Raw genomic sequence first — 21,422 nt, forward strand, 5'->3', positions numbered from 1 at the left:
GGGCAGGGCGCAGGGCCCGCCCGGCCACCGTCAGCGCTGGGTCGGCTCCGTCGCGGGAGCCTCGCCGGTTTAGCCGAGGAGCTTGAGGATGCCCTGGCCGGACTGGTTGGCCTGGGCGAGCATCGCCGTGCCGGCCTGGGAGAGGATGCTGTCCTTGGTGTAGTTCACCATCTCCTGGGCCATGTCCGTGTCGGTGATGTGCGACTTCGCCGCGGAGAGGTTCTGCGCGGACGTGTTGAGCACGTTGACAGCGTGGGTGAGCCGGTTCTGCGAGGCGCCCAGGCCCGAACGCTGCGCCGAGATGGCCCCGATCGCCGTGTCGAGGTTGGTGACCGTGGTGGCCGCGTTGGCCGCGGTGTCCACCAGGAACGCCGCCGCACCGGCCGCGCCGGAGAACGCACCGCCTGCCGTGGTCAGCGACGTGGTCAGGTTGCCGAAGGCCACCGCGATCTGGCTGTTGGCCGAGCCGTCCGCGCCGACCTGGAAGCTGAGCGTGCCGTTGGCTCCGGTCCCGGCGGTGCCGTCGAGCAGGTTGATGCCGTTGAAGTTCGTGGACTTCGTGATCCGGTCCAGCTCCTGGCCGAGGGAGTCTCCCTCGGTCTTGATCGCCGTGCGGGCCGCGGTGTTGTTCGAGTCGTTGCCGGCCTGGACGGCGAGGTCGCGCATGCGCTGCAGGATCGAGTGGACCTCCCCGAGTGCCCCGTCGGCCGTCTGGATGACGTTGATGCCGTCCTGGGCGTTGCGGGAGGCGATCTGGCTGCCGGAAACCTGCGAGGACAGGCCCTCGGAGATCGACAGGCCGGCCGCGTCGTCCGCCGCGGAGTTGATGCGCAGGCCGCTCGAGAGCTTGGCCATCGAGTTGGCCTGCTCGGCCGTGGTCTTGTTCAGGTTCAGGTAGGCCTGCTGGGCCGAGAGGTTGGTGTTGACGGTCAGTGCCATGATGACGGTTCCTCCGTGAGTTGTTCCGGGTACTGCTCCGGGCCCGTCCGTGGGCCCTCGAAGCCCACTATCGGCAGGGCGGGCAGCTCCGTTAGTGAGGATCCAGGGAATCCCTCCCGGGCCCTCCGGTGGAGCGTGATCCTAACCGCGGCAGTGGCCCCGCCGATAGTATGAGGGGGAGCGGCGGGCTGTCCTGGCCTGCGCGGAAGGACAAGGAGGTGTCCGGGCAATGGCGATCCACGACCTGTCGGCGCGCCTGTGGGAAGAGCGGGAGCTGCTGGACCTGCTGACCTTCAAGCTGGAGGAGGAGCAGCTGCTCCTGACAGCGGGCAAGACCCGCTGGCTGCCCCACGCCACCCGCGAGGTGGAGCAGGTCCTCGAGCGTCTGGCGGCGTCAGGCCTCGCCCGTGCTGTGGCCGCCTCGGGCGTCGCCCTCGAATGGGGCCTGCCGGAGGAGTCGACACTGCGTGAGCTCGCCGGAGGGGCACCCGAGGGTCCGTGGGGGGAGATCCTCAGCGCGCACCTGGCGGCGATGACCGACCAGACCGCCCTGATCCGCCAGCTGCGGGATGCGAACGCCCAGTTCCTGCGTGCCGCGGCCCGCTCGACCCAGGAGACCCTCGCAGACGCCGCCGCTGCCGGCACCACCTACGACGCCAAGGGCCGTGCTGCCAGTGACGGCGAGGCCCGTATGTTCGTCAGGGACTTCTGAGGGAGCGCGCATGAGCACCTTCGGCGCCCTCAACGCGAGCTACCGCGGGCTCGTGGCAGCCCGACAGGCGATGGACCTGGCCGGGCAGAACATCGACAACGTCGGTACCGACGGCTACACGCGCCAGCGCATCGACCAGTCCGCCCTCGGCCCCGCCGCGCCCGCGGGCCTCTCGGCCACAGGGCCGCAGGTGGGCCAAGGCGTCTCGGTGGCGCGCATCGAGCGGCTGGGGAACGCCCTGCTTGACGCTTCGGTGCGAACCACGGCGGCGGCCGTTGGCTACACCTCCCAGCGGTCCACGGCGTATCAGGGCATCGAGGACACGCTTCAGGAGCCCGGCGGCGACGGCATCTCCGCCCAGCTCCAGTCCTTCTGGGCGGCGTGGCAGGATGTGGCGAACCAGCCCGGCGAACCGGCTCCCGCCACGGTGCTCATCCAGAACGCCAAGCAGTTCGCGGCAAAGCTCTCGGGCGGCTTCACGGCGCTCAGCGGCCAGTGGTCGGCCACGCGGTCCGACGCGGAGGGCATGGTGAGGTCCCTCAACGATGCAGCCCGCCAGGTGGCCGCATTGAACAAGGGGATCCGGTCCTCTCTCGCCGCGGGAAGCCCGGCCAATGAACTCATCGACGCCCGCAACAGGCTCACGGAGACCATCGCCTCTCTCGCCGGCGGCACCGTGCGTGAGGAGGCCGACGGGACGACGACCGTGTACCTCGGCGGCAGCGCGCTCGTCAGCGGTGACACCGCGCGGGCCGTGCAGCTCGCCGGGGCCGTGTCGATGACGGACACCGCCTCGGGCGCCCCGGCACTCGTCTGGGCCGACAGGCCGGCCGTCGCGGTGGGCCTCGACGGGGGCACGATCGCCGGGGCGCTTTCGGTCCTGGCGCCCACAGACGGCAGCGGCACGGGCGGGGCGATCGCGGAGGCCGCGGCCCAGTACAACGCACTGGCCACCTCGATCGCGAACGCGGTCAACACCGTCCACGGCAAAGGCCAGACCACGGCAGGAACGACGGGCCTGCCGTTCTTCGCGCTCGATCCGGCGGTGCCCGCCGCACAGGGCCTCTCGGTCGTGCCGACGGGCGCGAGCGGGATCGCCTCGGGCGCCGCAGGCGCGGGTGCGCTTGACGGTTCGACGGCGGACGCGATCTCCCAGCTCGGCGCCCGGCCCGGCTCTCCGGACAGCAAGTGGTCGGCGTTCGTGGCCGCGACCGGAGGCGCCGCGAAGTCCGCACTGCAGCAGGCGAACCTCACCGACACCGCGGCGTCGAACGCCAAGAGCGCCCAGGCCTCCGGCGCGTCCGTGAGCCTCGACGAGGAGAACACGAACCTTCTGGCGGCACAGCACGCCTACCAGGCGGCGGCCAGGGTCCTGACCGCGATCGACCAGGCCCTGGACACCCTCATCAACCACACCGGAACGGCAGGACTCTGATGATGCTCCGCGTCACCGACCAGACCATGACGATGTCCGCGCAGCGCAGCCTCGCGGCGAGCCAGGCACGGCTTGCCGCCGCCCAGGCGGCCGCGAGCTCAGGCCAGCGCATCGGCCGGCCCTCCGACGACCCCGTCGGCGCGGGCGAGTCCTTGCGGGTGCGGGCACAGATCGCGGCGGCCTCCCAGCACCAGCGCAACATCGACGACGGCACCGCCTGGCTGACCACGCTCGATTCGGCCCTCGGCAGCGCGACCGGCTTCCTCCGCCAAGTGCGCGACCTCGCCGTCCAGGGCGGCAACGGCTCCCTGAACCAGAACGGCCGCGACGCCCTCGCGACCCAGATCGACTCCCTCCGCAAGGACCTCCTGGGCGCGGCCAACACCCGCTACCTCGGACGCAACATCTTCGCCGGCAGCTCCGACGCGCCCGCCGCGTTCACCGATGGCGCGCCGCCCACCTACAGCGGAACCCCGGGGGACACGGTCCAGCGGCGGATCAGCCCGGAGCAGACCGTACGGGTGGACGGCGACGGCGCCGCGGTCTTCGGCACGGGAGCGGACTCGGTCTTCGGCATCCTGGACGCGATCTCCGCGGACTTGCGCAACGGTGTCGACCCGACGGGCAGGCTGCAGGCGCTCGATGCGGCGATGAACAGGGTGGTCGCCGGACGGGTCGACGCCGGGGCCAGGCTTTCCGGGCTTCAACGGGCAGGAACGGAGAACATGACAGAGCGGAACGCGCTGGAGCAGCGGCGCTCCGGGATCGAGGACCTCGACCTCGGCAAGGCGGTCCTGGACCTGCAGGTCCAGCAGACCAATTACCAGGCAGCCCTGGCCATCACGGCCAAGGTGCTCCAGCCGAGCCTGACGGACTTCCTCCGGTGAGCGCGCTGACCTTCGCCGTGCCCATGCCCGGCCTCTCCCCGCACAAGGACTTCACGCTCGAGGCGGTCGAGGGCGCCCCGGGCCTCTAAAGTCTCCGGCCCGCAGCCGAGCCGGGCGTCCGCCTGTTCCTGGTGGATGCCGCCCTCTACGTCCCGGACTACGCGCCCCAGATCGAGGGTCCCTGCCGCGCAATCGGCCTCGGTTCCCCCGAGGGGGCACGGGTGCTCGTCGTCGCCACCCCCGCCAGAGGAGGGACCACCGTCAACCTCATGGCACCCGTGCTAGTCAACGAGGCGACGGGGCAGAGCGTCCAGGCGATCCTCGACGGGCAGAACTGGCCGCTGCGCGCCGAACTCCGCGCTGCCTGAACGGAGGACTCCCTCCTCGGTGTCCGGTCCATGACGTCTCCGGTCCACCGCCCCGCGGGCCCGGCAGGGAGTCCCCGCTGGAAGGTGTACCAGTGGGGCCTCCCTGGGTCTGATCGAGGGTTCTAGCGTGGTGGGCATGAGCAACGATGAATTCCCGCAGATCTTCCCGCTCGGCGAGCCGAACGACGCCTACGCGCAGTACTTCACCGGTCGGAGCCACCTCGCGCCGCTGGTCGGTGGCGCCGTGCCGGTCAGCAACGTCTCCTTCGAGCCGGGCTGCCGGAACAACTGGCACATCCACCACGGCACCGGTGGCGGAGGCGATCAGATCCTGATGTGCACGGCCGGTTCCGGCTGGTTCCAGGCCGAAGGCTCCGAGCCGGTCAGCATGGAACCGGGCACCGTGATCCGCGTTCCGGCCGGGACCAAGCACTGGCACGGTGCGAAGGCCGATGCGTGGTTCTCCCACCTCGCCTTCATCACGCCCGGCGAGGGCGTCGGCAACGAATGGCTGGAGCCCGTCTCCGATGAGGTGTACGGGGCGCTGCCGGGGACCGGGGAAAACGCATGAGAATCCTGAACGAGACCCGTACCCTGTCCAACGGCGTCGAAATCCCCAAGCCGGGCCTCGGCACCTGGTTCATCGACGATGACAAGGCCGCCGACGCCGTCCGCGCGGCGGTGGCGCTGGGCTACCGGAACATCGACACGGCCCAGGCCTACGGGAACGAGCGCGTGGCGCGCCCTGGAGGAGGCGTACCAGGCTGGGAACACACCGTCTGATCTGCTGGCTTACTGCGCATCCCGGGGCATCCTCGTGGAGGCGTACTCGCCGATCGCTCACGGTGAGATCCTGAAGACCGCCAACCCCGAGCACATACGGGCGCAGGATTACGGCGATTCGAGCGTCTTCCCCGTCTACGGCGGCAAGTGACCAGCACGCCTGATGCGGCGGATTCCTTACGGGCGGAACCGGGCGGCGATTCCGCCCCTGGACTCAGCAACTGGCAGCGAGAACCATGGTAGGAAGCGGCACCGCACGGTGCGGTGAGGGTGGGTGGTCTTCAGGGGCCGCACCGGACGAGGTTCATGGATCTGCTGAGGAGTCGAAGATGAGCAGGATTGCAGTGCTCGGAACGGGAGAAGTGGGGCGGACGCTCGCACGGGGGCTACGAGGTCTGGGGCATTCGGTCTGCCTCGGCAGCCGCTCAGGGAAGGCCGTCGAGGGATGGGACGGTGAGGCGGCCACCTTCGCCGAGGCGCTGGACGGCGCCGAATTCGCCGTCCTGTGCGTGAAAGGGACGGCGGCCGAAGAACTGGTCACCACTCTCGCCCCCCGGCTGGCGGGCGTCACCGTGCTGGACACCACCAACCCCATCGCCGAGGCCGCTCCGACGGAGGGCGTGCTCGCGTACTTCACCGGCCCCAACGAATCCATGATGGAGCGTCTGCAGCACGCCGCGCCGGAGGCCAGGTTCGTCAAGGCGTTCAACAGCGTGGGCGCCGGACTCATGGTCAATCCCTCGTTCCCCGGCGGAACGCCCACCATGTTCATCTGCGGTGACGATCAGGCTGCTCGCCGGACGGTCGCGGAGATGGTCGCCGCACTCGGCTGGGACGTCGAAGACATGGGTGCGGCAGCAGCGGCCCGTGCGATCGAGCCACTGTGCGTGCTCTGGTGCATTCCGGGCCTGCGTGACGGCAGGTGGACCCACGCGTTCAAACTCTTGCGGCCCTGACGGGTACTGCCGGAACCTCCCTCCCCGCGGCGCACCGGCGTAGCGTGGACGGAATGGATCTCCGTGAAGAGGTGCGTGAATTCCTCACCACCCGCCGTGCCCGGCTCAGCCTCGAGGACAGCGGCCTGCCCGACTACGGCGGCGTCCGCCGGGTGCCCGGCCTCCGCCGCCAGGAGGTCGCGATGCTGGCCGGCGTCAGCGTGGAGTACTACACGCGTCTGGAACGCGGGAACCTTGCCGGCGTTTCGGAGCAGGTCCTGGACGCGCTCGCCGGGGCCCTGCGGCTGGACGCCGCGGAACAGGAACACCTGCTCAACCTCGCACGGGCCGCCAGTTCGCGGTCCACGGCAGGACGGACGACGACGACGGCGGGCCGGGCGGCGCGGAAGCCGCCGGCGGTCTCCTCGGTCAGCCCGAGCATCCAGCGCCTGCTGGACTCGATGGTTGGCGTCCCGGCGTTCGTGAGGAACGGGCGGCTGGACATCCTGGCCGTCAACGCGCTGGGCCGAGCCCTGTACTCGCAGCTCTTCGACGCGGGGGAGGCCCAGCCGAACTTGGCCCGCTTCTGCTTCCTGGACCCGCGGGCCCGGGAGTCGTTCCCGCACTGGGAGGCCTCCGCCCGGACCAATGTGGCGATCCTGCACATCGAGGCCGGCCGCGCCCCCGACGATGCCGTGCTGATGGCCCTGGTGGGGGAGCTGTCCACGCGCTCGCAGGAGTTCCGCACCCTGTGGGCCCGGCGGGACGTGCGGCATCACCATGCGGGGTTCAAGAGCCTGCACCATCCCGTGGTCGGTGAGCTGGAGATCGACTTCGACGCGCTCAATCTCCCGGAGCGTCCGGGATGGGTCCTGACCGCTTACAGCGCCCGCCCGGGCAGTGAGTCCGAGGACAAGCTGCGGCTGCTGGCCAGCTGGGCGGCCGCGGAGGTGCACACCGCCACCTGAGCGCCGCGGAGTCTCATGTCTGGAATTACTTTCTTGGTATACCAAGACTTGTGAAATTGGAGTATCTTTTGATCACCCGATGAATTCATGCCCGGACGACGCGGGCCTGCAGAGGAAAGGTGCCCCCCATGCCCGACGATGGAACCCCTCTGGCCATTGACGCGTTTCGCGTTCCGATGGACCACACGCGCGACGTCTCAGGACTCGACGCGCTGGTGTGGGAGGGGCGGCTGAACCCGGATGACATCGTCGCCGTCGCCGGGAAGACCGGCGGCTGGGGGGACAACTACGACGCCAGCCGCGTGGACGCCGACCAGGCGATCCGCGACTTCCTGCGGGAGAACGGCACCCGGCCCGACGCAGAGGTGGAGGCCATCCCCATGGCGTTCAGCGCCGGCGTCGGGACCATCATGACGCCCCACGCCGTCGTCTTCACCCGGACCCCGTCCGAGCCCGCCGCGGACGGCCTGCCGCGCCTGGCGCTCGGGAGCTCCGCCTCGGAGGAGATCCTTCCCGAATGGATGCTCACCCCGCGGCACGTGGAGGCCAATGCGGGCGCCGTGGAGGCTGCCGCCAAGGACGGCGGGATGAGTCCCGCGGACGTCGAGTTCGTGATCGGCAAGTCCTACTACCCGCCCCTGGCGGACATCGCGTCCAGCCGTGCCGCCCGGGGCCTTCCGGAGCTGAGCTACCAGGAGATCTTCCGCTTCTCCAGCGGCAGCATCGCCCATGCGGTCAAGGCGACCGTCGAAGGCACACCCCTGCCGGAGGTGAGCGCGATCGGCACGGACCGGGACCAGTGGAGCGGACGGGTGGCCGTGTCCTCCAACGCCTGGGAGGGCGTCGGCGGCGAAGGCCCGCAGACTCATCTGCTGGCCTTCGGGAACACCCGGGGTGCGGGCGGGCGCCTCCGCATCGGGCGCGCGGTGGTGGAGGACCTCCTGGACATCGGCGCCGTCACCCGCGCCGTCCGCGACGCCGGGATCGAGGTGGGGGACGGTCCGCTGCCGCCGCACGTCTCTTCGCGCATCGTCGCGACCTTCCTGAAGTACCAGGAACCCGCGGGCGGTATCCTCCGTGGCCGAAAGCTCGTCACCGAGGACCCCGCCTACATCAAGAACCTCAAGACGGTGGCGGCCAGCGCCTTCTCCGCGATGCTGCAGGACAACATGATCTGGATCTCCGCCGGCGGGTTCCAGCAGGGCCCTCCCGGCGGCGGCACCCTGGCGATCGTCCTCGACGTGAGCTGAGCGCCGGCAGGAGCGTCCGACGGCAGGGAGTCTTAAGCTGGCGTCATGCACCCCATCGTCGCCACGCTCCACGCCGAGCTCGGGCCCGGCAAGGTCTCCACGGAACCGTCCCTGATCCATGAGTACAGCCGGGACCGCGCCCCGGACCGGCCGGAGGCCCCGGCGCTCGCCGTGGTCTTCGCCGAATCCGTCCAGGACGTCCAGACGACGGTCCGGGAGTGCTCGGCGGCCGGTGTCCGCATCGTCCCCCGGGGCGCCGGATCGGGGCTCTCCGGCGGAGCGCACGCGGTGGCGAACGGCGTTGTCCTCAGCCTGGAACGCATGAACCGCATCCTGGACGTGCGCGTGGACGACGAGGTGGCCGTCGTCGAGCCGGGCGTGGTCAACGCGGACCTGAACGCGGCCGCCGCGCCGCACGGCCTCATGTACGCGCCGGACCCGGCGAGCTTCACCATCGCCACCCTCGGCGGGAACATCGGGACGAACGCGGGCGGCCTGCGCTGCGCCAAATACGGTGTGACCAGGGATTCCGTCCTGGCGCTGGACGTGGTTCTGGCCGACGGCGAGCTGGTCCGCCTGGGCCATGCCACCTTCAAGGGCGTGGCCGGGTACGACCTCGTGGCACTCCTGGTCGGCTCCGAAGGGACCCTCGGCATCGTGGTGGGTGCCACGCTCCGCCTGCGGCACCTGCCCGTCGCGATCCGTACCGTCGCCGCGTTCTTCCCGGACCTGCCGTCGGCGGCGGCCGCCGTGCTGGCCGTGGGCCGCGCCCGCGTGCAGCCGGCCATCATGGAACTCATGGATCGTGCCTCCATCCAGGATGCCGACCGCCTGAACGGCACCGACTTCGCCGGCCGCGGCGGCGCCCTGCTGCTGATCCAGACGGACGGTTTCGGCGCGGAGGCGGAAGCCGCCGTCGTGCGTTCCGTCCTGGCCGCCGCGGGCGGTGAGCTGGCCGACGACGGCGATCAGGACGCGGAGCGCTTCGTGCGGATCCGCCGCAACAACCGCGGTTCGGGCCGGGAGGACCGGCTGCGCGTGGGGGAGGACGTGGCGGTGCCGCGGTCGCTGCTGGTGGACTACGCGGCGGAACTGGGGCGGATCGCCCGCGAGTACCGCGTTGGCATGAAGCTCGTGGCGCACGCCGGGGACGGGAATCTGCATCCGACGTTCTGGGCCGAGCCGGAGCCGGGCCGGGAGGCGGAGGCGATGGAGGAGCTGGAGAAGGCCCTGGACGAGTCGGTGCGGGTGGCCCTCGCGATGGGCGGCACCATCACGGGCGAGCACGGCGTGGGGACGTTCAAGCTCCGTTGGCTCGGCTGGGAACAGCAGGAGCGGGTCCGCGAGCTGGCCCGGGGCATCAAGGAGGTCTTCGACCCACAGGGTGTCTTCAACCCCGGCAAGGCGATCTGAGCGCAGCCCTCCCCTGCTCGCGGGGGAGCGGAGCGTCATATTTTGCAGCCGGGTGCTCCGCCGGGTGAGTGTGGGACGACATCACCCGCACCCTTTCGATGAGGACCCCATGAAGAATCCCGCACTGAAGAATCCTGCACTGAAGAAGACCGCCCTGACCAAGACTTCCCTGGCGAGCACCGTGCTGCTCGCCGCCGCCCTGACCCTGACCGCCTGCACCAACGCCTCGGAGACCGGCACCGCGCCCAAGCCGTCCGCGGGAGGCAGCGCCGCGCCGTCGTTCGATCCCACCACGGTGACCAAGGACGATGCCCTGGCCGCCCAGGTCCCGGACGCCCTCAAGGCCAAGGGCAAGCTGGTGATCGGCACCAACCCGCAGTACGCGCCGGGCGAGTTCCTGGCCGAGGACGGGCAGACGCAGATCGGCTACGACACGGACCTGGCCCGCGCCATCGGCGCCAAGCTGGGCCTCAAGGTGGAGATCGCCACGGCGGATTTCCCGTCGATCATCCCGGCGCTCGGCCCCAAGTACGATCTGGGCGTCTCCTCCTTCACCATCAACGCCAAGCGCCTGGACGCGGTGAACATGGTCAGCTACTTCACCGCCGGCACCTCCTGGGCCGTGAAGAAGGGCAACCCCACCGGCTTCAGCGTGGACGACGTCTGCGGCAAGTCCGTGGGCGTGCAGACCGGCACCGTCCAGGAGACGGACGACCTCAAGGCCCGCAATGACAAGTGCGTCGCGGCCGGCAAGAAGCCCATCGACATCGTCTCCCTCAAAGCGCAGACGGACGTCACCACCCGCCTGGCCAACGGCTCCATCGACGCCATGGCCGCCGATTCGCCGGTGATCGGCTACGCCCTCCAGCAGACCCAGGGCCAGCTGGAGAAGGTCGGCCTCGTGTTCGATTCGGCCCCGCAGGGCATCACCGTGGCCAAGCAGGACACCGCGCTGGCGAGCCTGGTGCAGAAGACCGTCACCGCCCTCATGAAGGACGGCAGCTACAAGAAGGTCCTGGATTCCTGGGGCGTCGGCGACGGCGCGCTGCCCGCCTCGGAGCTGAACCCGGTCACCAAGTAGTCCCCGGCGGCTCCCGGCGCTTCGCTTCGCTCGCGCTGGGAGGCCCCGCCGTCGTCATTTGCGGAGTGTGGCGGAGAGGGGGAGAGAGGTGCTGGAGCCGCCGGCCTGGATCGTGTACGTTCCGGACCCGGTGACCCAGTGGTGCTGCAGCTCGCTCCATTGCTGGAAGGCGCGCGCCTCCAGATCGATCACCAGATGAGTGGAGGCGCCGGGCTCCAGCTCCACCTTCCTGAATCCCTTGAGCTGCCGGGGAGGTTCGGCCGTCTCGGCGGGGGCGCCCACGTAGAGCTGCGCCACCTCGGTGCCTTTGCGCGATCCGACGTTGCTCACGGTCATGCCGACGCGCGCCCCGTCCGGCGTGGCCTCGACCGTCAGGCCGGAGTAGGCGAAACGGGTGTAGGAGAGCCCGAATCCGAAGGGGAACAGGGGCTTGACCCCTTTCGCGTCGTACCAGCGGTAGCCCACCAGCAGGCCTTCCGTGTACTCGGAGTGGGTCCCCACCGGATCGCCGGGGACCTGGACGCCCGGCCATTGGGCTTCTGACGTGATCGGGGACTCGGCGAGGGAACGGGGGAACGTCACGGGGAGTCTGCCGCCGGGGTCCACGTCCCCGAACAGGACCGCGGCCAGGGCGTTGCCGTCCTCCTGCCCGGGGAACCAGTTCTCCAGGACACCCTGGACGTCGTCGAGCCAGGGCATGCTGACCGGCCCTCCGCTCTGCAGCACCACCACGGTGTGGGGATTGGCCGCGGCGGCGGCCGCGATCACGCGGTCCGGGCTGGTGCGGGCGGGGCTGCACGGGCCGAAGAGGGCGCAGGAGGCGTTGTCCAGGGCGAGGCTGGGGCGGTCCACGCCCTCGTTCGAGGAGCCTGCCGCGACGACGACGGCGATGTCGGCGGCTCGCGCGGCGGCTGCGGCCTGCGGGAGCTCGGCACCGTCGGTGTACGTGACGGTGATGCCGTCCCGGGCGGCGCGCTCCTTGAGGCCCTGGAACGGGGAGATCACCAGGGGGTTGTCGCCCCGCATCGGAACCCTGCTGCTGCCTCCGCCGTGATAAGCGTGCTGAGCGCCGGCCTCGCCCGCGGGCTGCCCGATGACCGCGATGCTCCTGATCTTCGGGCTCAGGGGCAGAACCCCGTCCGTGTTCTTCAGGAGGACCGTTCCGGCCGCCGCGGCCTGCGCGGCCAAGGCACGGTGCTCCGGAGGGGTGGCGGGCGGGGTCAGGGGTGCGGGCTCCGCCGCAGGGTGGTCGAAGGCGCCGACGCTGAAGAGGGACCTCATCAGCCGGTTCACCATGTCGTTCACCCGGCTCTCAGGCACCTGCCCGCTGAGGACCGCCGCCTTGAGCTCCGCTCCGAACCGCTGTCCGGTTTTCAGGGCCATCTCCTGGTCCAGTCCGGCGTCCGCGGCCGTCACGGTGGAGAAGGTGGAATCCCAGTCGGACATGGCCCATCCGGTGAATCCGAGCCGGTCTTTCAGGTAGCCGGTGATGAGGTCCTTGTTCTGGCACGCGAACACGCCGTTGACCCTGTTGTATCCGCACATGACCGCCCCCGCCCCGGCCTTCACCGCGGCTTCGAATGCCGGAAGGTGGATCTCCTGGAGCGTCCGCTCGTCCACGTCGGAGGAGTTCGTCATCCGGTCCGTCTCCTGGTCGTTGACCGCGAGATGCTTGACGGTGGCCACCACGTGCCGGCTCTGGATGCCCCGGACGATCGCGGCGGCTGTCTGACCGGCCAGGTACGGATCTTCGCCGGGGTATTCGAAGCCGCGCCCTTCGAGGGGGTTCCGGACGATGTTGACCGCCGGGGCCAGCTGGATGTTGATGCCTCTGAGCCAGGCTTCCGTGCCGATCGCCGCCCCGACGCGCTGCTGGAGCTCCGGGTCCCAGGTGGCCGCTTGTGCGATGCCGACGGGGAAGGCCGTGGCTCCCTGGATGCCGTCACCGACGCCGGCCCCGGCGTCCGCGAGGACGAGTTCAGGCAGGCACAGGCCGGGGATACCCGGGATGGCGTTCGCGGCGTCGTGTGCATCGGGTCCCATGCCGCGGCCGTACAGCTCGCCGAGCTTCTCCTCCAGGCTCATGGCGGACACCAGCAGCCCGGCCCGTTCATCAGGGGTTCTTGACGTGTCCATCCAGGGGCAGGGGCCGGCTTCATGCGCCGGCCGGTCGGCGGGAATTCCGAGGAGGAGGAAGAGGCCCACCAGCAGGATCAGCAGCACTGCGGCCACGGAGGCGGGCAGGACGGTTCCCGTCCATGAGATCTTCATACTGTCCCCCCGCTCGTGTCCCTCCAGCCTACGGCCCCGCGGTGAGGTGAGGAACGCACGGCCCGGGGATTGCCGCCGTCGTCGTCCGGTGGGACGCTGGAAGCATGAGCCAGGACGACAGCTTTCACGCCGAAGTGACCACCCGGAACAACTCCGAACTGCATCAGTACGAGGTCCTGGTGGACGGGCGGCTGGCAGGGTTCGCCCAGTACCATCCGTTGCCGGGGCAGGTCGATTTCCACCACGTGGAGGTGGGCCGCGAGTTCGAAGGGCAGGGGCTGGCCGGAGTGCTGGCACACTTCGCCATCGACGACGTGGTGGCGGCCGGCCTGCGGGTCATCCCCAACTGCGAGTTCATGTCCGCCTACCTGACCAAGCACCACGCGAACGACCAGTTCATCGACTGGCCCTGATCGCGCGTGTTCCTGAGCTTCCCCGCGCGGGCCTCTTGATTTCCTCCGCTCCCGGGCGGACACTGCTGAAACGGCCCCCGCGGCCTGTTCCTGCGCGGAACTCACTGCGCGGACCTCACTGGACCGAACTCACCGCACTGAACTCTCAGGAGGCGTGACCATGGCAGAACACGAATCCACCCCCGCGGCGCTGGACGCGGATACCGCGGCCCGGCTGGCGGCCTCGATGAACGGGAACTCCGCCGCTCCGGCCGCGGACGCGGGGACGCCCACGAACGGATCCAGTGGGCAGGGTCCGTGGCCGGACGGGAACGGCAAGCACAAACACCCCCGGGAGCACGCGGACAATCCGGGCCGTTCGGCGCAGGCCGCCGCGGTGAACGCCGTTCACAGGACCAGTCGCCCGCAGATGCCGCACTCGCACTGATCGGCGCTTGCTCTGGGACGCCTGAACGCGAAAATCCCCGGCCCTCTGGACTTTCCCCGCCGCTGAAGCGGCAGGTTTTGTCCGGAAGGCCGGGGATTTTTCGTGAAGCAGGGTCCGCGCCTCAGGCCGCGGCGGTCTCCGGCTGCAGTTCCTTCTCCTTGGTGGCGGCCTTGCGTGCCGCGGCGCCCTTCAGGCCCACCACGGTGAAGGCGGTGATGGCGGTGCCCACCGCGATCGCCAGGAGCCAGAGCAGGAAGTTGTCGAAGGCGAAGAAGACGAACACGCCGCCGTGCGGGGCCTTGGAACCGGCCGCGAAGGCCATGGACAGGGCACCGGTCACGGCGCCGCCCAGCATGGAGGCGGGGATGACACGCAGCGGGTCGGCCGCGGCGAACGGGATGGCGCCCTCGGAGATGAAGGAGGCGCCCAGCAGCCAGGCGGCCTTGCCGTTCTCATGCTCGGTGGCGTTGAACAGCTTCGGACGGAGCACGGTGGCCAGGGCCATCGCCAGCGGCGGGACCATGCCGGCGCCCATGACGGCGGCCATGATCAGGTACGGTGCGTGGTTGTCCGCGGAGGCGGCACTCAGGCCGGCGACGGCGAAGGAGTAGGCCACCTTGTTGACCGGGCCGCCCAGGTCGAAGCACATCATGAGGCCGAGGACGATGCCCAGGACGATCGCTGCGGTGCCGGTCATGCCGGACAGCCAGCCGTTCAGGCCTTCCGTGATGGCGCGGATCGGGCCGCCGAGGACCAAGAACATGAGGCCGGAGGCCACGATCGAGGCGACCAGCGGGATGATGGCCACCGGCATGAGGCCACGGAGCCAGCGTGGAGCGGCCAGGCCGGAGAGCCAGGAGGCGACGACGCCGGCCAGCAGACCGCCCACGATGCCGCCGAGGAAGCCGGCACCCATGAAGCCCGCCACGGCACCGGCTACGAAGCCGGGGGCGATGCCCGGCCGGTCGGCCAGCGCGTAGGAGATGTAGCCGGCCAGCGCGGGGACCAGGAAGCCCATGGACAGGGCGCCGATCTTGAACAGGACCGCACCCAGGTAGGCGCCGAGCGGGCCCCAGGCCTGCGCGCCGAATTCGGTCGGCAGGCTGAACAGGTTGTTCTTCACCACGATGGTGTCCGCGTACTTGGTGATGTCGAAGCCACCGAGCAGGAAGCCCAGCGCGATCAGCAGACCGCCACCGGCTACGAACGGGATCATGTAGGAGACGCCGGTCAGAAGGGCTCGCTTGAGCTTGCCGCCGAGCGATTCGCTCGCGGTGTCCTCGGACGCGCCGGCGGAGCCGGTGGCCTTCACGCGGCGGGCGTTCGGATCCTTGGCGGCCGCCAGGGCCTCCTGGATCATCTCCTTCGGCTCGTCGATGCCGCGCTTGACGGGCGACTGGATGTAGGGGAGCCCGGCGAAGCGGTCCTTGTCCCGGACGTCCACGTCCACGGCGAAGATGACGGCGTCCGCTGCGGCGATGGTCGCGGCCGGCAGCGGGGTGGCGCCTGCGGAGCCCTGCGTCTCCACCTGCACGTCCACGTCCATTTCCTTGCCGGCCGCCACGAGGGAGTCGGCGGACATGTAGGTGTGCGCGATCCCGGTGGGGCAGGCGGTGACGGCCACGATGCGCCGGGATGCCTCAGCGGAGGGCGCGGATGACGACGGCGCGTCGGTCGCCGTCGTCGTGCTCGCGGCAGGCGCGTCGCCGAGGGCCTCGCCGATGAGCGCCACGAGCTCCTCCGGAGTGGCCGCGGAACGCAGCGCCGCGGTGAAGTCCTTTTTGATCAGGGAGCGGGCCAGCTTGGAGAGCAGCTTCAGGTGTTCCTGGTCCGCGCCGGCGGGGGCGGCGATGAGGAACACGAGGTCCGCGGGGCCGTCCTTGGCCCCGAAGCCCACCGGGTTGCCCAGGCGGGCGACGGCCAGGGCCGGTTCGGTGACGGCGTCGGTCTTGGCGTGCGGGATGGCGATGCCGCCGGGGATGCCGGTGGGGGTCTTCTCCTCGCGGGCCAGAGCGGAGGCGAAGAGGCCTTCCGTCTCGGCGCGGCCCACGGCGGCGACCTTCTCCGAGAGGGCGCGGATGACCTCGGCCGGGGTGGATCCCAGGTCCGCGTCGAGGACCACGAGGTCCGGGGTGATCAGCTGGCTCACAATGAGTCCTTCGCTAGGGCCGTGACGGTCACGGCGGAGGGGGTGGTCTGGTGGAGCCCGGGGACGGTGGACCCGGGGAGGGAGGCGGCGGCGGCGCCATGGGCCACAGCCTGGGTGAGGCGTTCGACGGCGGTGCCGCCGTTCTGTGCCACGAGCAGGTAACCGGCCAGGGAGGAGTCTCCCGCGCCGACCGTGCTGACCGCCTGGATGGGCGCGTGGCGGGCGTGCCAGGCGCCGTCGGCGGTGACCAGCACCGCACCGTTGGAGCCGAGCGTCGCCAGGACGGCGCCCACGCCGCGCTTGACGACGGCGTCCGCGGCCCGTGCCGCGAGCAGGGGATCGGCTTCGAGCTCCTCGCCGCTGTGCTGCTCCGGGAATCCGGCCAGGGCGGCGAGCTCGGCGAGTTCCTCGCCGTTGGGTTTCAGGAGGTCCGGGGCGGCGTCCGCCCCGGCGTCGATGGCCTCCAGGAGGGGCGTCCCGGAGGAGTCCACGGCCACCAGGGGGGCGTCCGCGCCGAGTCCGGTGCGGAGCCGCCGGGTCAGGCGGGCGTAGTAGTCGGCGGGGATGCCCGGGGGCAGGGAGCCGGCCAGCACCACCCAGGAGGCCGCGCGGGCCTCTTCCAGGAGGAGGGCGGTGAGGGCGTCCTCCTGGTCCTGGCTCAGTTCCGGGCCGGGTTCGTTGACCTTGGTAGTGGTCCCGTCCGGTTCGGTGAGGGTGATGTTGCTGCGCAGCGGGGCGCCGATCGGCAGGGCCCGGTGGGGGATGCCGGTGGCGGCGAGGGCCACGATGACGGGATCCGTGGGGTCGCCCGGAAGGACGGCGACGGTGCTCAGCCCGGAGGCGGTCAGTGCCCGGGAGACGTTGACCCCCTTGCCGCCTGCTTCGCCGCGGACCGCGACGGCGCGTTGGACCTCGCCGCGGGCCAGTGCCCCGGGCAGTTCCACGGTGCGGTCCAGGCTGGGGTTGGCGGTCAGGGTGACGATCATGCCCGCACCACCTCGGCCTCGGCGGCGGTCAGAGCCTCGGCCAGCGCCGGGGAGGGTTCCCCGTCGGTGACCAGGGTGTCCACCTCTTCCAGCCCGGCGAAGCGGACCAGGGTCTCCGCGCCGAGCTTGCTGGCGTCGGCCAGGACCACCGTGCGGCGTGCGCTTTGGACGAAGGCCTCCTTGACGGCGGCCTCCTCCGGGTCCGGGGTGCTCAAACCGAAGTCTTCGTGGATGCCGTTGGTGCCCAGGAAGGCGATGTCCGGGCGGAAGCTCCGCAGGGCGGCGACGGTGCCTGCGCCCACGGCCGCCTGGGTGACGCCGCGGACGCGGCCGCCCAGGAAGTGCAGGGTCACGCGCGGGGCGGAGGAGAGGGCGGTGGCGATGGGGATGGAGTTGGTGAGGACCAGGAGTTCCGGGGCGTCCGCGCCGCGGTGGGCGATCAGGCCGGCCAGGACCTCCGTGGTGGTGCCGGCGTCCAGGATGATGCTGGCCTCACGCCGAGGCAGGAGCGCCAGGGCGGCGGTGGCGATGCGGTGTTTCTCCCCGGAGTGGGTGGCCAGGCGTTCCGGGACGCTGGTCTCCGCGGTGCTGCCGCGATCGGCGGAGACGGCGCCGCCGTGGACGCGGCGGAGCTCGCCGAGCTCCTCCAGGAGGGCCAGGTCCCGGCGGACGGTCTCCGGGGTGATGGCGAAGCGCTGTGCCAGATCGGTGACGCTCACCCGCCCTTGAGCGGTGAGGAGCTCGGCGATCGCGCCGTGCCGTTCCTCAGCGAACATGTCAGGCCTTCTTCCGGTTCCTGTGACCACCGTCACGCGAATGTTTGATTGCTTGACTTTATCTTTGTTTTTCTGTGGTCGTCAAGGGATGAAGGCAGAAAAGCGGGCATGTTCCCACGAAAGCGGGCGTGTGGGCGTTCGGAACCCGGCGGAGATCTATGCTCATGCCATGGAGAAGGTCCTCTGGTCCAAGCCCGAGCATGAGCGCGCGGGTACGCCCCTGCTGCTGCTGTTCCACGGCTACGGGTCCACGCCGGAGCGGATGGAGAAGCTGTTCCCGCACCTGCCGCAGGAGTTCACCTGCGCCGCGCCGCAGGGCTTCAAGGACATCGGCGGTGACCGCGGCTGGTTCCTCCTGGACTACTTCCTCAGCAACGACCTCGCCGAGGTCATGGAGTCCTGCACCCGGCTGCTCGCGTGGCTGGACGGGATCAAGGCGCAGCACAGCAGCGTCTCCTTGCTCGGGTTCTCCCAGGGCATGGCCATGGCCAGCAGCCTCCTGCGCCTGAGACCGGAGCAGTTCCGGGCCACGGTGGGGCTGTCCGGCTTCGTCCTGGACAACGATCTCCTGGCCCTCACGGAGTCCTTCACGGAGCGTCCGCCCTTCTTCTGGGGCCGGGACAAGGGGGACCTGGTGATCAATGAGGACGCCACCGGCTTCACGGCCGAGTGGCTGGAGGAGAACACCGCCCTGACGGCGCGCAGCTATCCGGGCCTGGGGCACTGGATGGCGGTGCAGGAGATGGTGGACGTCAGTGCGTTCCTCCGGTACTACGTGCTGGGCACTCCTTCAGTACGCTGAACCCATGGCCAAGCGGAAGAATCCGGCGCTGGGGATCGCCCAGGACGCCGCGCAGAACGCGATGTTCGACGACGCCGGCAAGCCCCGCAGTGGCGTGCACAGCGTCCTGCTGAAGGCCGTGGACGTGCAGCGGCCGCTCGTCGTCGGGCATCTGAGCAGGCTGCGCCGCAAGCATCCGAACGCGAACCTGGCAGAGCTGGTGGTGCGCCTGGAGCGGCAGTATCTCGCGACGGTCACGGCGACCGGGGCGGGCGCGGGCGTCACAGCGGTGATCCCGGGCGTCGGCACGGGGACCGCACTGGCAGTGTCCGGCGTTGCGACGGCGGCGTTCCTGGAGGCGACCGCGCTGTTCGCCTCCAGTGTGGCTGAGCTGCACGGCATCCGGGTCACGGATCCGGAGAAGGCCCGCACCATGGTCATGGCGATCATGCTGGGGGAGGAGGGCACTGCGCTGCTGAGCGCCTTCACCGGGCAGACGTTCGGGAAGGGGCGCGGGGCCGCGCAGGTGTGGGGGACCGTGCTGCGACGCAAGACCGCACTGTCCGGGTTCGAGCCCCTGCAGGGAGCGATTCAGAAGGCATTCCTCCGCTCGCTGCTGAAGAAGCAGGGCGGGGCGTTCGTGAGCCGGCTCCTGCCGTTCGGCGTCGGCGCGGTCATGGGCGGCGGCGGCAATCTGCTGATGGGCCGCGCCGTCATCGCCAACACGCGGGAAGCGTTCAGCGCGCTGCCGCTCGTCGCTCCGTTCAGCTGAGCCCCGCTCCCTGAACCCGCCCGCCGCAACCCGTCCGGCTAGGCGGGCTCGACCACGCCATGCACCTGCGTATCGCCGGGCCGCTCGCCGGTGAGTGATTCGGCGATGTCCACCACGAACTCGGCGATCTCGTCATAGCCGGTCACCGGCTCGCCCACGATGTACCCGTCGGCGCCGAGGAGCAGAGCCGTCGGCATGGCCCACTCCGCGATCGACCGCCGCAGATGCTGTCCGGGATCGTGCAGGGACTGCGGTGCGGTGCGTTCCGTGACGGAGCTCTGCTCCGGGGTCAGGGCGGTCAGCAAACGGACTTCCACGCCGGGCAGCAGCGCGCGCCAGGCGGGGACCCGTCCGATGGTCTGTACGCAGGGCCGGCAGCCCTCGTTCACGGACAGCAGCAGGATGGGGGAGAACTGGACCAGATCGCGGATGTTCGCCGTGCTGCCGTCGCCGAGCTGCATCGAAATGGACGGCACGCGCGGGCGGATGTACTTCAGCTCAATGTCCCCGGCGTGCGGGGCCGCAGTGGGGAGTGGCGCGGTTCGGGGCTCTTGCCGCACGACCAGGTAGGTGGTGACGGCCGCGACGGCGGCGCTGAGAACCGCCTCCAGCGGCGACACGGGGGCACCGCCGAGGACTGCGCGTGCCGTGCCTCCGAGGGCCGGAACCGCCCAGATGCTCCCCAGGGTCGCGAGGGAGACTGCCAGGAGCCAGGCGTTGCGCAGGACCGTCATACGGGTCACCGGTGTCCGCTCGCCGAAGCAGGCGCAGGAGGTGTCCGCGTGGGAGTGCAGGGCGCGGACCACCAGCCAGAGGTAGGCGGCCATGAGAAGCACGACGGCGAGTGCCACCACCGCACCGAGCGCGCCACCCAGCAGGAGCAGGCCGGCGGTGAGTGCCAGCTCGGCCCAGGGGTGCAGGCGGAGGAGCCAGCTTCGCCTCAGTGCCACCGGGACGCCGAGTTCGGCCCACCCTTCGAGGTCATCGGGCTGACGGAGCTTGGCGATGCCGCTGACCACGAGCACCGCGGCCAGGATGAAGGGCAGCGACAGCAACACGATCATCTCTTTTCAGTCGAAGCTTCGGATCGCTCCACCGTACTCCCGTGGTGCGCCCTGTGGTGGCCCTGCACAACGACTTCTGGACCGGCCTCGATGAGGCCGGTCCAGAAAGCCGGTGCGTGAAGGGTGTGAAGGCCGTATTACGGCCTGCGTGGAGTGCCTGTCAGCAGTTGGCCGGGGAGATGGCGCTCGCCGTCTGCGCGGCACCGGAACTCAGGACGGCGCACGTGGTGGCGTCGAGCATGCGCCACATGATGGTTGCCTGGAAGTTGCTCGAAGCGCCGTTCGGTGCCGACTCGATCCAGAAGTCCTTATTGGTGGTGCCGTTCGGGACCACGATGCTGCCGTTGGTCAGGCCACCGGCGCATGCGGAGAACGTGGGATTCGAGCACTGGTTGTGCGGTGCCGCGAAGGTCGGCGTGCTCCAGATCTGTGTGATGCCGGAGACTACGCCAGGTCCCGAGCTGGTTGGAGCAGACGGGCAGCTGTTCTGGCAGACAAACATGGCCGTGATCTGGAAGACCACGTCGGTGCCAGTGTTGTTCGTCAGGGTGAGCGGCACCTGCAGCGACTTGCCGTTGCTGCACCCCTTGGCGGTGGCGCCCGTATTTCCACAGGCCATGCCGAAGTCGATCACCGGCGGCGGCGGAATGATGACGGAAGCGCTGGCGAACGGGGCGCCTGCGACGACTGCCACGGCAGGCACGGTCCATGCCGCGGTGCGCAAGAGCGCGCGCCGTGACGCATTCTGATTGCTGAGTTCTGAACTCATCTGGGGTCCCCTCGAAAATCGCACGTATTTGAAGGCGACTTGATCGAGAGATCAGGAACGTTTCAGCCCGTCAGAAGGCCGATGTGTTGCTCCACATCAGTGCACTGGCGTCTTTCCTAAGGACACCGGTGCAACCCCCCTGATGAGCGTCTACACTCCGATAGCCGCCGCAAGTTACGCCCAGTCTAGAACACTGGGAGGATCCTGGGCAACGATTGCTCGCTTAACATGTGCGGAGAGTTA

General features: G+C 70.1%; 21 protein-coding genes and 1 pseudogene. 16 read left to right on the forward strand and 6 right to left on the reverse strand.

Annotated features, from left to right (window positions below; genetic code table 11):
- Positions 1-69: 69 nt before the first annotated feature.
- Positions 70-939 (reverse strand): flagellin N-terminal helical domain-containing protein, encoded by an 870-nt coding sequence (locus tag Q9R02_RS04180; RefSeq protein ID WP_305995405.1) that lies wholly within the window; start codon positions 937-939, stop codon positions 70-72.
- Between the two features lie 229 nt (positions 940-1,168).
- Here Q9R02_RS04180 and Q9R02_RS04185 point away from each other — a divergent pair, with 229 nt between their 5' ends.
- The 11 genes and pseudogenes from Q9R02_RS04185 (at position 1,169) to Q9R02_RS04235 (ending at position 10,771) form a co-directional block, all read left to right on the forward strand.
- The gene (locus Q9R02_RS04185; RefSeq protein WP_305995406.1) at positions 1,169-1,651 is read left to right on the forward strand and encodes a flagellar protein FlgN; all 483 of its coding nucleotides are present in this window, start codon (positions 1,169-1,171) and stop codon (positions 1,649-1,651) included.
- A 10-nt stretch (positions 1,652-1,661) separates the two neighbouring features.
- On the forward strand, positions 1,662-3,086 hold the full coding sequence (gene flgK, locus Q9R02_RS04190) for a flagellar hook-associated protein FlgK (RefSeq protein ID WP_305995407.1): 1,425 nt from the start codon (positions 1,662-1,664) through the stop codon (positions 3,084-3,086).
- A complete protein-coding gene (gene flgL, locus Q9R02_RS04195; RefSeq protein WP_305995408.1) occupies positions 3,086-3,973 on the forward strand; it encodes a flagellar hook-associated protein FlgL in 888 nt (295 codons plus the stop codon). Before flgK ends, flgL begins: the two co-directional genes overlap by 1 nt.
- Positions 3,974-4,086: 113 nt before the next feature.
- A pseudogene (locus Q9R02_RS04200) lies at positions 4,087-4,341 on the forward strand (flagellar assembly protein FliW); the annotation flags it as partial.
- Between the two features lie 136 nt (positions 4,342-4,477).
- Positions 4,478-4,912 carry a cupin domain-containing protein gene (locus tag Q9R02_RS04205; RefSeq protein ID WP_305995409.1) on the forward strand — a complete coding sequence of 145 codons (435 nt, stop codon included), beginning with the start codon at positions 4,478-4,480 and terminating at the stop codon, positions 4,910-4,912.
- Positions 4,909-5,124 (forward strand): aldo/keto reductase, encoded by a 216-nt coding sequence (locus tag Q9R02_RS04210; protein ID WP_305995410.1) that lies wholly within the window; start codon positions 4,909-4,911, stop codon positions 5,122-5,124. The genes Q9R02_RS04205 and Q9R02_RS04210 overlap by 4 nt, the downstream gene beginning before the upstream one ends.
- A gap of 329 nt (positions 5,125-5,453) precedes the next feature.
- Positions 5,454-6,080 carry an NADPH-dependent F420 reductase gene (locus Q9R02_RS04215; RefSeq protein WP_342006887.1) on the forward strand — a complete coding sequence of 209 codons (627 nt, stop codon included), beginning with the start codon at positions 5,454-5,456 and terminating at the stop codon, positions 6,078-6,080.
- A gap of 53 nt (positions 6,081-6,133) precedes the next feature.
- Positions 6,134-7,027, forward strand: a complete 894-nt coding sequence (locus Q9R02_RS04220) for a helix-turn-helix domain-containing protein (RefSeq protein ID WP_305995412.1) — start codon at positions 6,134-6,136, stop codon at positions 7,025-7,027.
- A 128-nt stretch (positions 7,028-7,155) separates the two neighbouring features.
- Positions 7,156-8,277, forward strand: coding sequence for a ring-opening amidohydrolase (locus tag Q9R02_RS04225; RefSeq protein ID WP_305995413.1), 1,122 nt, complete (start codon positions 7,156-7,158; stop codon positions 8,275-8,277).
- A 45-nt stretch (positions 8,278-8,322) separates the two neighbouring features.
- Complete coding sequence (locus Q9R02_RS04230; protein WP_305995414.1) at positions 8,323-9,690, forward strand: FAD-binding oxidoreductase; 1,368 nt, start codon at positions 8,323-8,325, stop codon at positions 9,688-9,690.
- 109 nt (positions 9,691-9,799) lie between these two features.
- Positions 9,800-10,771, forward strand: coding sequence for an ABC transporter substrate-binding protein (locus tag Q9R02_RS04235; RefSeq protein WP_305995415.1), 972 nt, complete (start codon positions 9,800-9,802; stop codon positions 10,769-10,771).
- A 54-nt stretch (positions 10,772-10,825) separates the two neighbouring features.
- Here Q9R02_RS04235 and Q9R02_RS04240 read toward each other — a convergent pair whose 3' ends face one another.
- The gene (locus tag Q9R02_RS04240) at positions 10,826-13,042 is read right to left on the reverse strand and encodes a beta-glucosidase (protein ID WP_305995416.1); all 2,217 of its coding nucleotides are present in this window, start codon (positions 13,040-13,042) and stop codon (positions 10,826-10,828) included.
- Positions 13,043-13,146: 104 nt separating this feature from the next.
- On the opposite strand from Q9R02_RS04240, the gene Q9R02_RS04245 reads away from it, so the two are divergent.
- Both Q9R02_RS04245 and Q9R02_RS04250 read left to right on the forward strand, forming a co-directional pair.
- Complete coding sequence (locus Q9R02_RS04245; RefSeq protein ID WP_305995417.1) at positions 13,147-13,455, forward strand: GNAT family N-acetyltransferase; 309 nt, start codon at positions 13,147-13,149, stop codon at positions 13,453-13,455.
- A gap of 160 nt (positions 13,456-13,615) precedes the next feature.
- A complete protein-coding gene (locus tag Q9R02_RS04250; protein WP_305995418.1) occupies positions 13,616-13,882 on the forward strand; it encodes a hypothetical protein in 267 nt (88 codons plus the stop codon).
- A gap of 121 nt (positions 13,883-14,003) precedes the next feature.
- Here Q9R02_RS04250 and Q9R02_RS04255 read toward each other — a convergent pair whose 3' ends face one another.
- The 3 genes from Q9R02_RS04255 to Q9R02_RS04265 are packed head-to-tail and all read right to left on the reverse strand — an operon-like array spanning position 14,004 to position 17,793.
- The gene (locus tag Q9R02_RS04255) at positions 14,004-16,031 is read right to left on the reverse strand and encodes a PTS fructose transporter subunit IIABC (protein ID WP_305995419.1); all 2,028 of its coding nucleotides are present in this window, start codon (positions 16,029-16,031) and stop codon (positions 14,004-14,006) included.
- On the reverse strand, positions 16,028-17,017 hold the full coding sequence (locus Q9R02_RS04260; RefSeq protein WP_305995420.1) for a 1-phosphofructokinase family hexose kinase: 990 nt from the start codon (positions 17,015-17,017) through the stop codon (positions 16,028-16,030). Before Q9R02_RS04260 ends, Q9R02_RS04255 begins: the two co-directional genes overlap by 4 nt.
- Positions 17,014-17,793, reverse strand: a complete 780-nt coding sequence (locus Q9R02_RS04265) for a DeoR/GlpR family DNA-binding transcription regulator (protein ID WP_305995421.1) — start codon at positions 17,791-17,793, stop codon at positions 17,014-17,016. Before Q9R02_RS04265 ends, Q9R02_RS04260 begins: the two co-directional genes overlap by 4 nt.
- Positions 17,794-17,962: 169 nt before the next feature.
- On the opposite strand from Q9R02_RS04265, the gene Q9R02_RS04270 reads away from it, so the two are divergent.
- Both Q9R02_RS04270 and Q9R02_RS04275 read left to right on the forward strand, forming a co-directional pair.
- Positions 17,963-18,595, forward strand: a complete 633-nt coding sequence (locus tag Q9R02_RS04270) for an alpha/beta hydrolase (RefSeq protein WP_305995422.1) — start codon at positions 17,963-17,965, stop codon at positions 18,593-18,595.
- Between the two features lie 4 nt (positions 18,596-18,599).
- Entirely contained in the window at positions 18,600-19,346 is a 747-nt protein-coding gene (locus Q9R02_RS04275) for a hypothetical protein (protein ID WP_305995423.1), read from the forward strand.
- A 38-nt stretch (positions 19,347-19,384) separates the two neighbouring features.
- Here the strand turns inward: Q9R02_RS04275 and Q9R02_RS04280 are convergent, their stop codons facing one another.
- Positions 19,385-20,404 carry a MauE/DoxX family redox-associated membrane protein gene (locus Q9R02_RS04280; protein WP_305995424.1) on the reverse strand — a complete coding sequence of 340 codons (1,020 nt, stop codon included), beginning with the start codon at positions 20,402-20,404 and terminating at the stop codon, positions 19,385-19,387.
- 47 nt (positions 20,405-20,451) lie between these two features.
- On the opposite strand from Q9R02_RS04280, the gene Q9R02_RS04285 reads away from it, so the two are divergent.
- Positions 20,452-21,159, forward strand: a complete 708-nt coding sequence (locus Q9R02_RS04285) for a hypothetical protein (protein ID WP_305995425.1) — start codon at positions 20,452-20,454, stop codon at positions 21,157-21,159.
- The last annotated feature ends 263 nt before the right edge of the window (positions 21,160-21,422 follow it).

Source organism: Arthrobacter horti (assembly GCF_030731045.1).
Classification (GTDB): Bacteria; Actinomycetota; Actinomycetes; order Actinomycetales; family Micrococcaceae; genus Arthrobacter_E; species Arthrobacter_E nanjingensis.

Coding starts and splice junctions, on each gene's coding strand:
- Q9R02_RS04180 (WP_305995405.1), bottom strand. CDS start 939: ATGGCACTGACCGTCAACACCAACCTCTCGGCCCAGCAGGCCTACCTG.
- Q9R02_RS04185 (WP_305995406.1), top strand. CDS start 1,169: ATGGCGATCCACGACCTGTCGGCGCGCCTGTGGGAAGAGCGGGAGCTG.
- flgK (WP_305995407.1), top strand. CDS start 1,662: ATGAGCACCTTCGGCGCCCTCAACGCGAGCTACCGCGGGCTCGTGGCA.
- flgL (WP_305995408.1), top strand. CDS start 3,086: ATGATGCTCCGCGTCACCGACCAGACCATGACGATGTCCGCGCAGCGC.
- Q9R02_RS04205 (WP_305995409.1), top strand. CDS start 4,478: ATGAGCAACGATGAATTCCCGCAGATCTTCCCGCTCGGCGAGCCGAAC.
- Q9R02_RS04210 (WP_305995410.1), top strand. CDS start 4,909: ATGAGAATCCTGAACGAGACCCGTACCCTGTCCAACGGCGTCGAAATC.
- Q9R02_RS04215 (WP_342006887.1), top strand. CDS start 5,454: ATGAGCAGGATTGCAGTGCTCGGAACGGGAGAAGTGGGGCGGACGCTC.
- Q9R02_RS04220 (WP_305995412.1), top strand. CDS start 6,134: ATGGATCTCCGTGAAGAGGTGCGTGAATTCCTCACCACCCGCCGTGCC.
- Q9R02_RS04225 (WP_305995413.1), top strand. CDS start 7,156: ATGCCCGACGATGGAACCCCTCTGGCCATTGACGCGTTTCGCGTTCCG.
- Q9R02_RS04230 (WP_305995414.1), top strand. CDS start 8,323: ATGCACCCCATCGTCGCCACGCTCCACGCCGAGCTCGGGCCCGGCAAG.
- Q9R02_RS04235 (WP_305995415.1), top strand. CDS start 9,800: ATGAAGAATCCCGCACTGAAGAATCCTGCACTGAAGAAGACCGCCCTG.
- Q9R02_RS04240 (WP_305995416.1), bottom strand. CDS start 13,042: ATGAAGATCTCATGGACGGGAACCGTCCTGCCCGCCTCCGTGGCCGCA.
- Q9R02_RS04245 (WP_305995417.1), top strand. CDS start 13,147: ATGAGCCAGGACGACAGCTTTCACGCCGAAGTGACCACCCGGAACAAC.
- Q9R02_RS04250 (WP_305995418.1), top strand. CDS start 13,616: ATGGCAGAACACGAATCCACCCCCGCGGCGCTGGACGCGGATACCGCG.
- Q9R02_RS04260 (WP_305995420.1), bottom strand. CDS start 17,017: ATGATCGTCACCCTGACCGCCAACCCCAGCCTGGACCGCACCGTGGAA.
- Q9R02_RS04265 (WP_305995421.1), bottom strand. CDS start 17,793: ATGTTCGCTGAGGAACGGCACGGCGCGATCGCCGAGCTCCTCACCGCT.
- Q9R02_RS04270 (WP_305995422.1), top strand. CDS start 17,963: ATGGAGAAGGTCCTCTGGTCCAAGCCCGAGCATGAGCGCGCGGGTACG.
- Q9R02_RS04275 (WP_305995423.1), top strand. CDS start 18,600: ATGGCCAAGCGGAAGAATCCGGCGCTGGGGATCGCCCAGGACGCCGCG.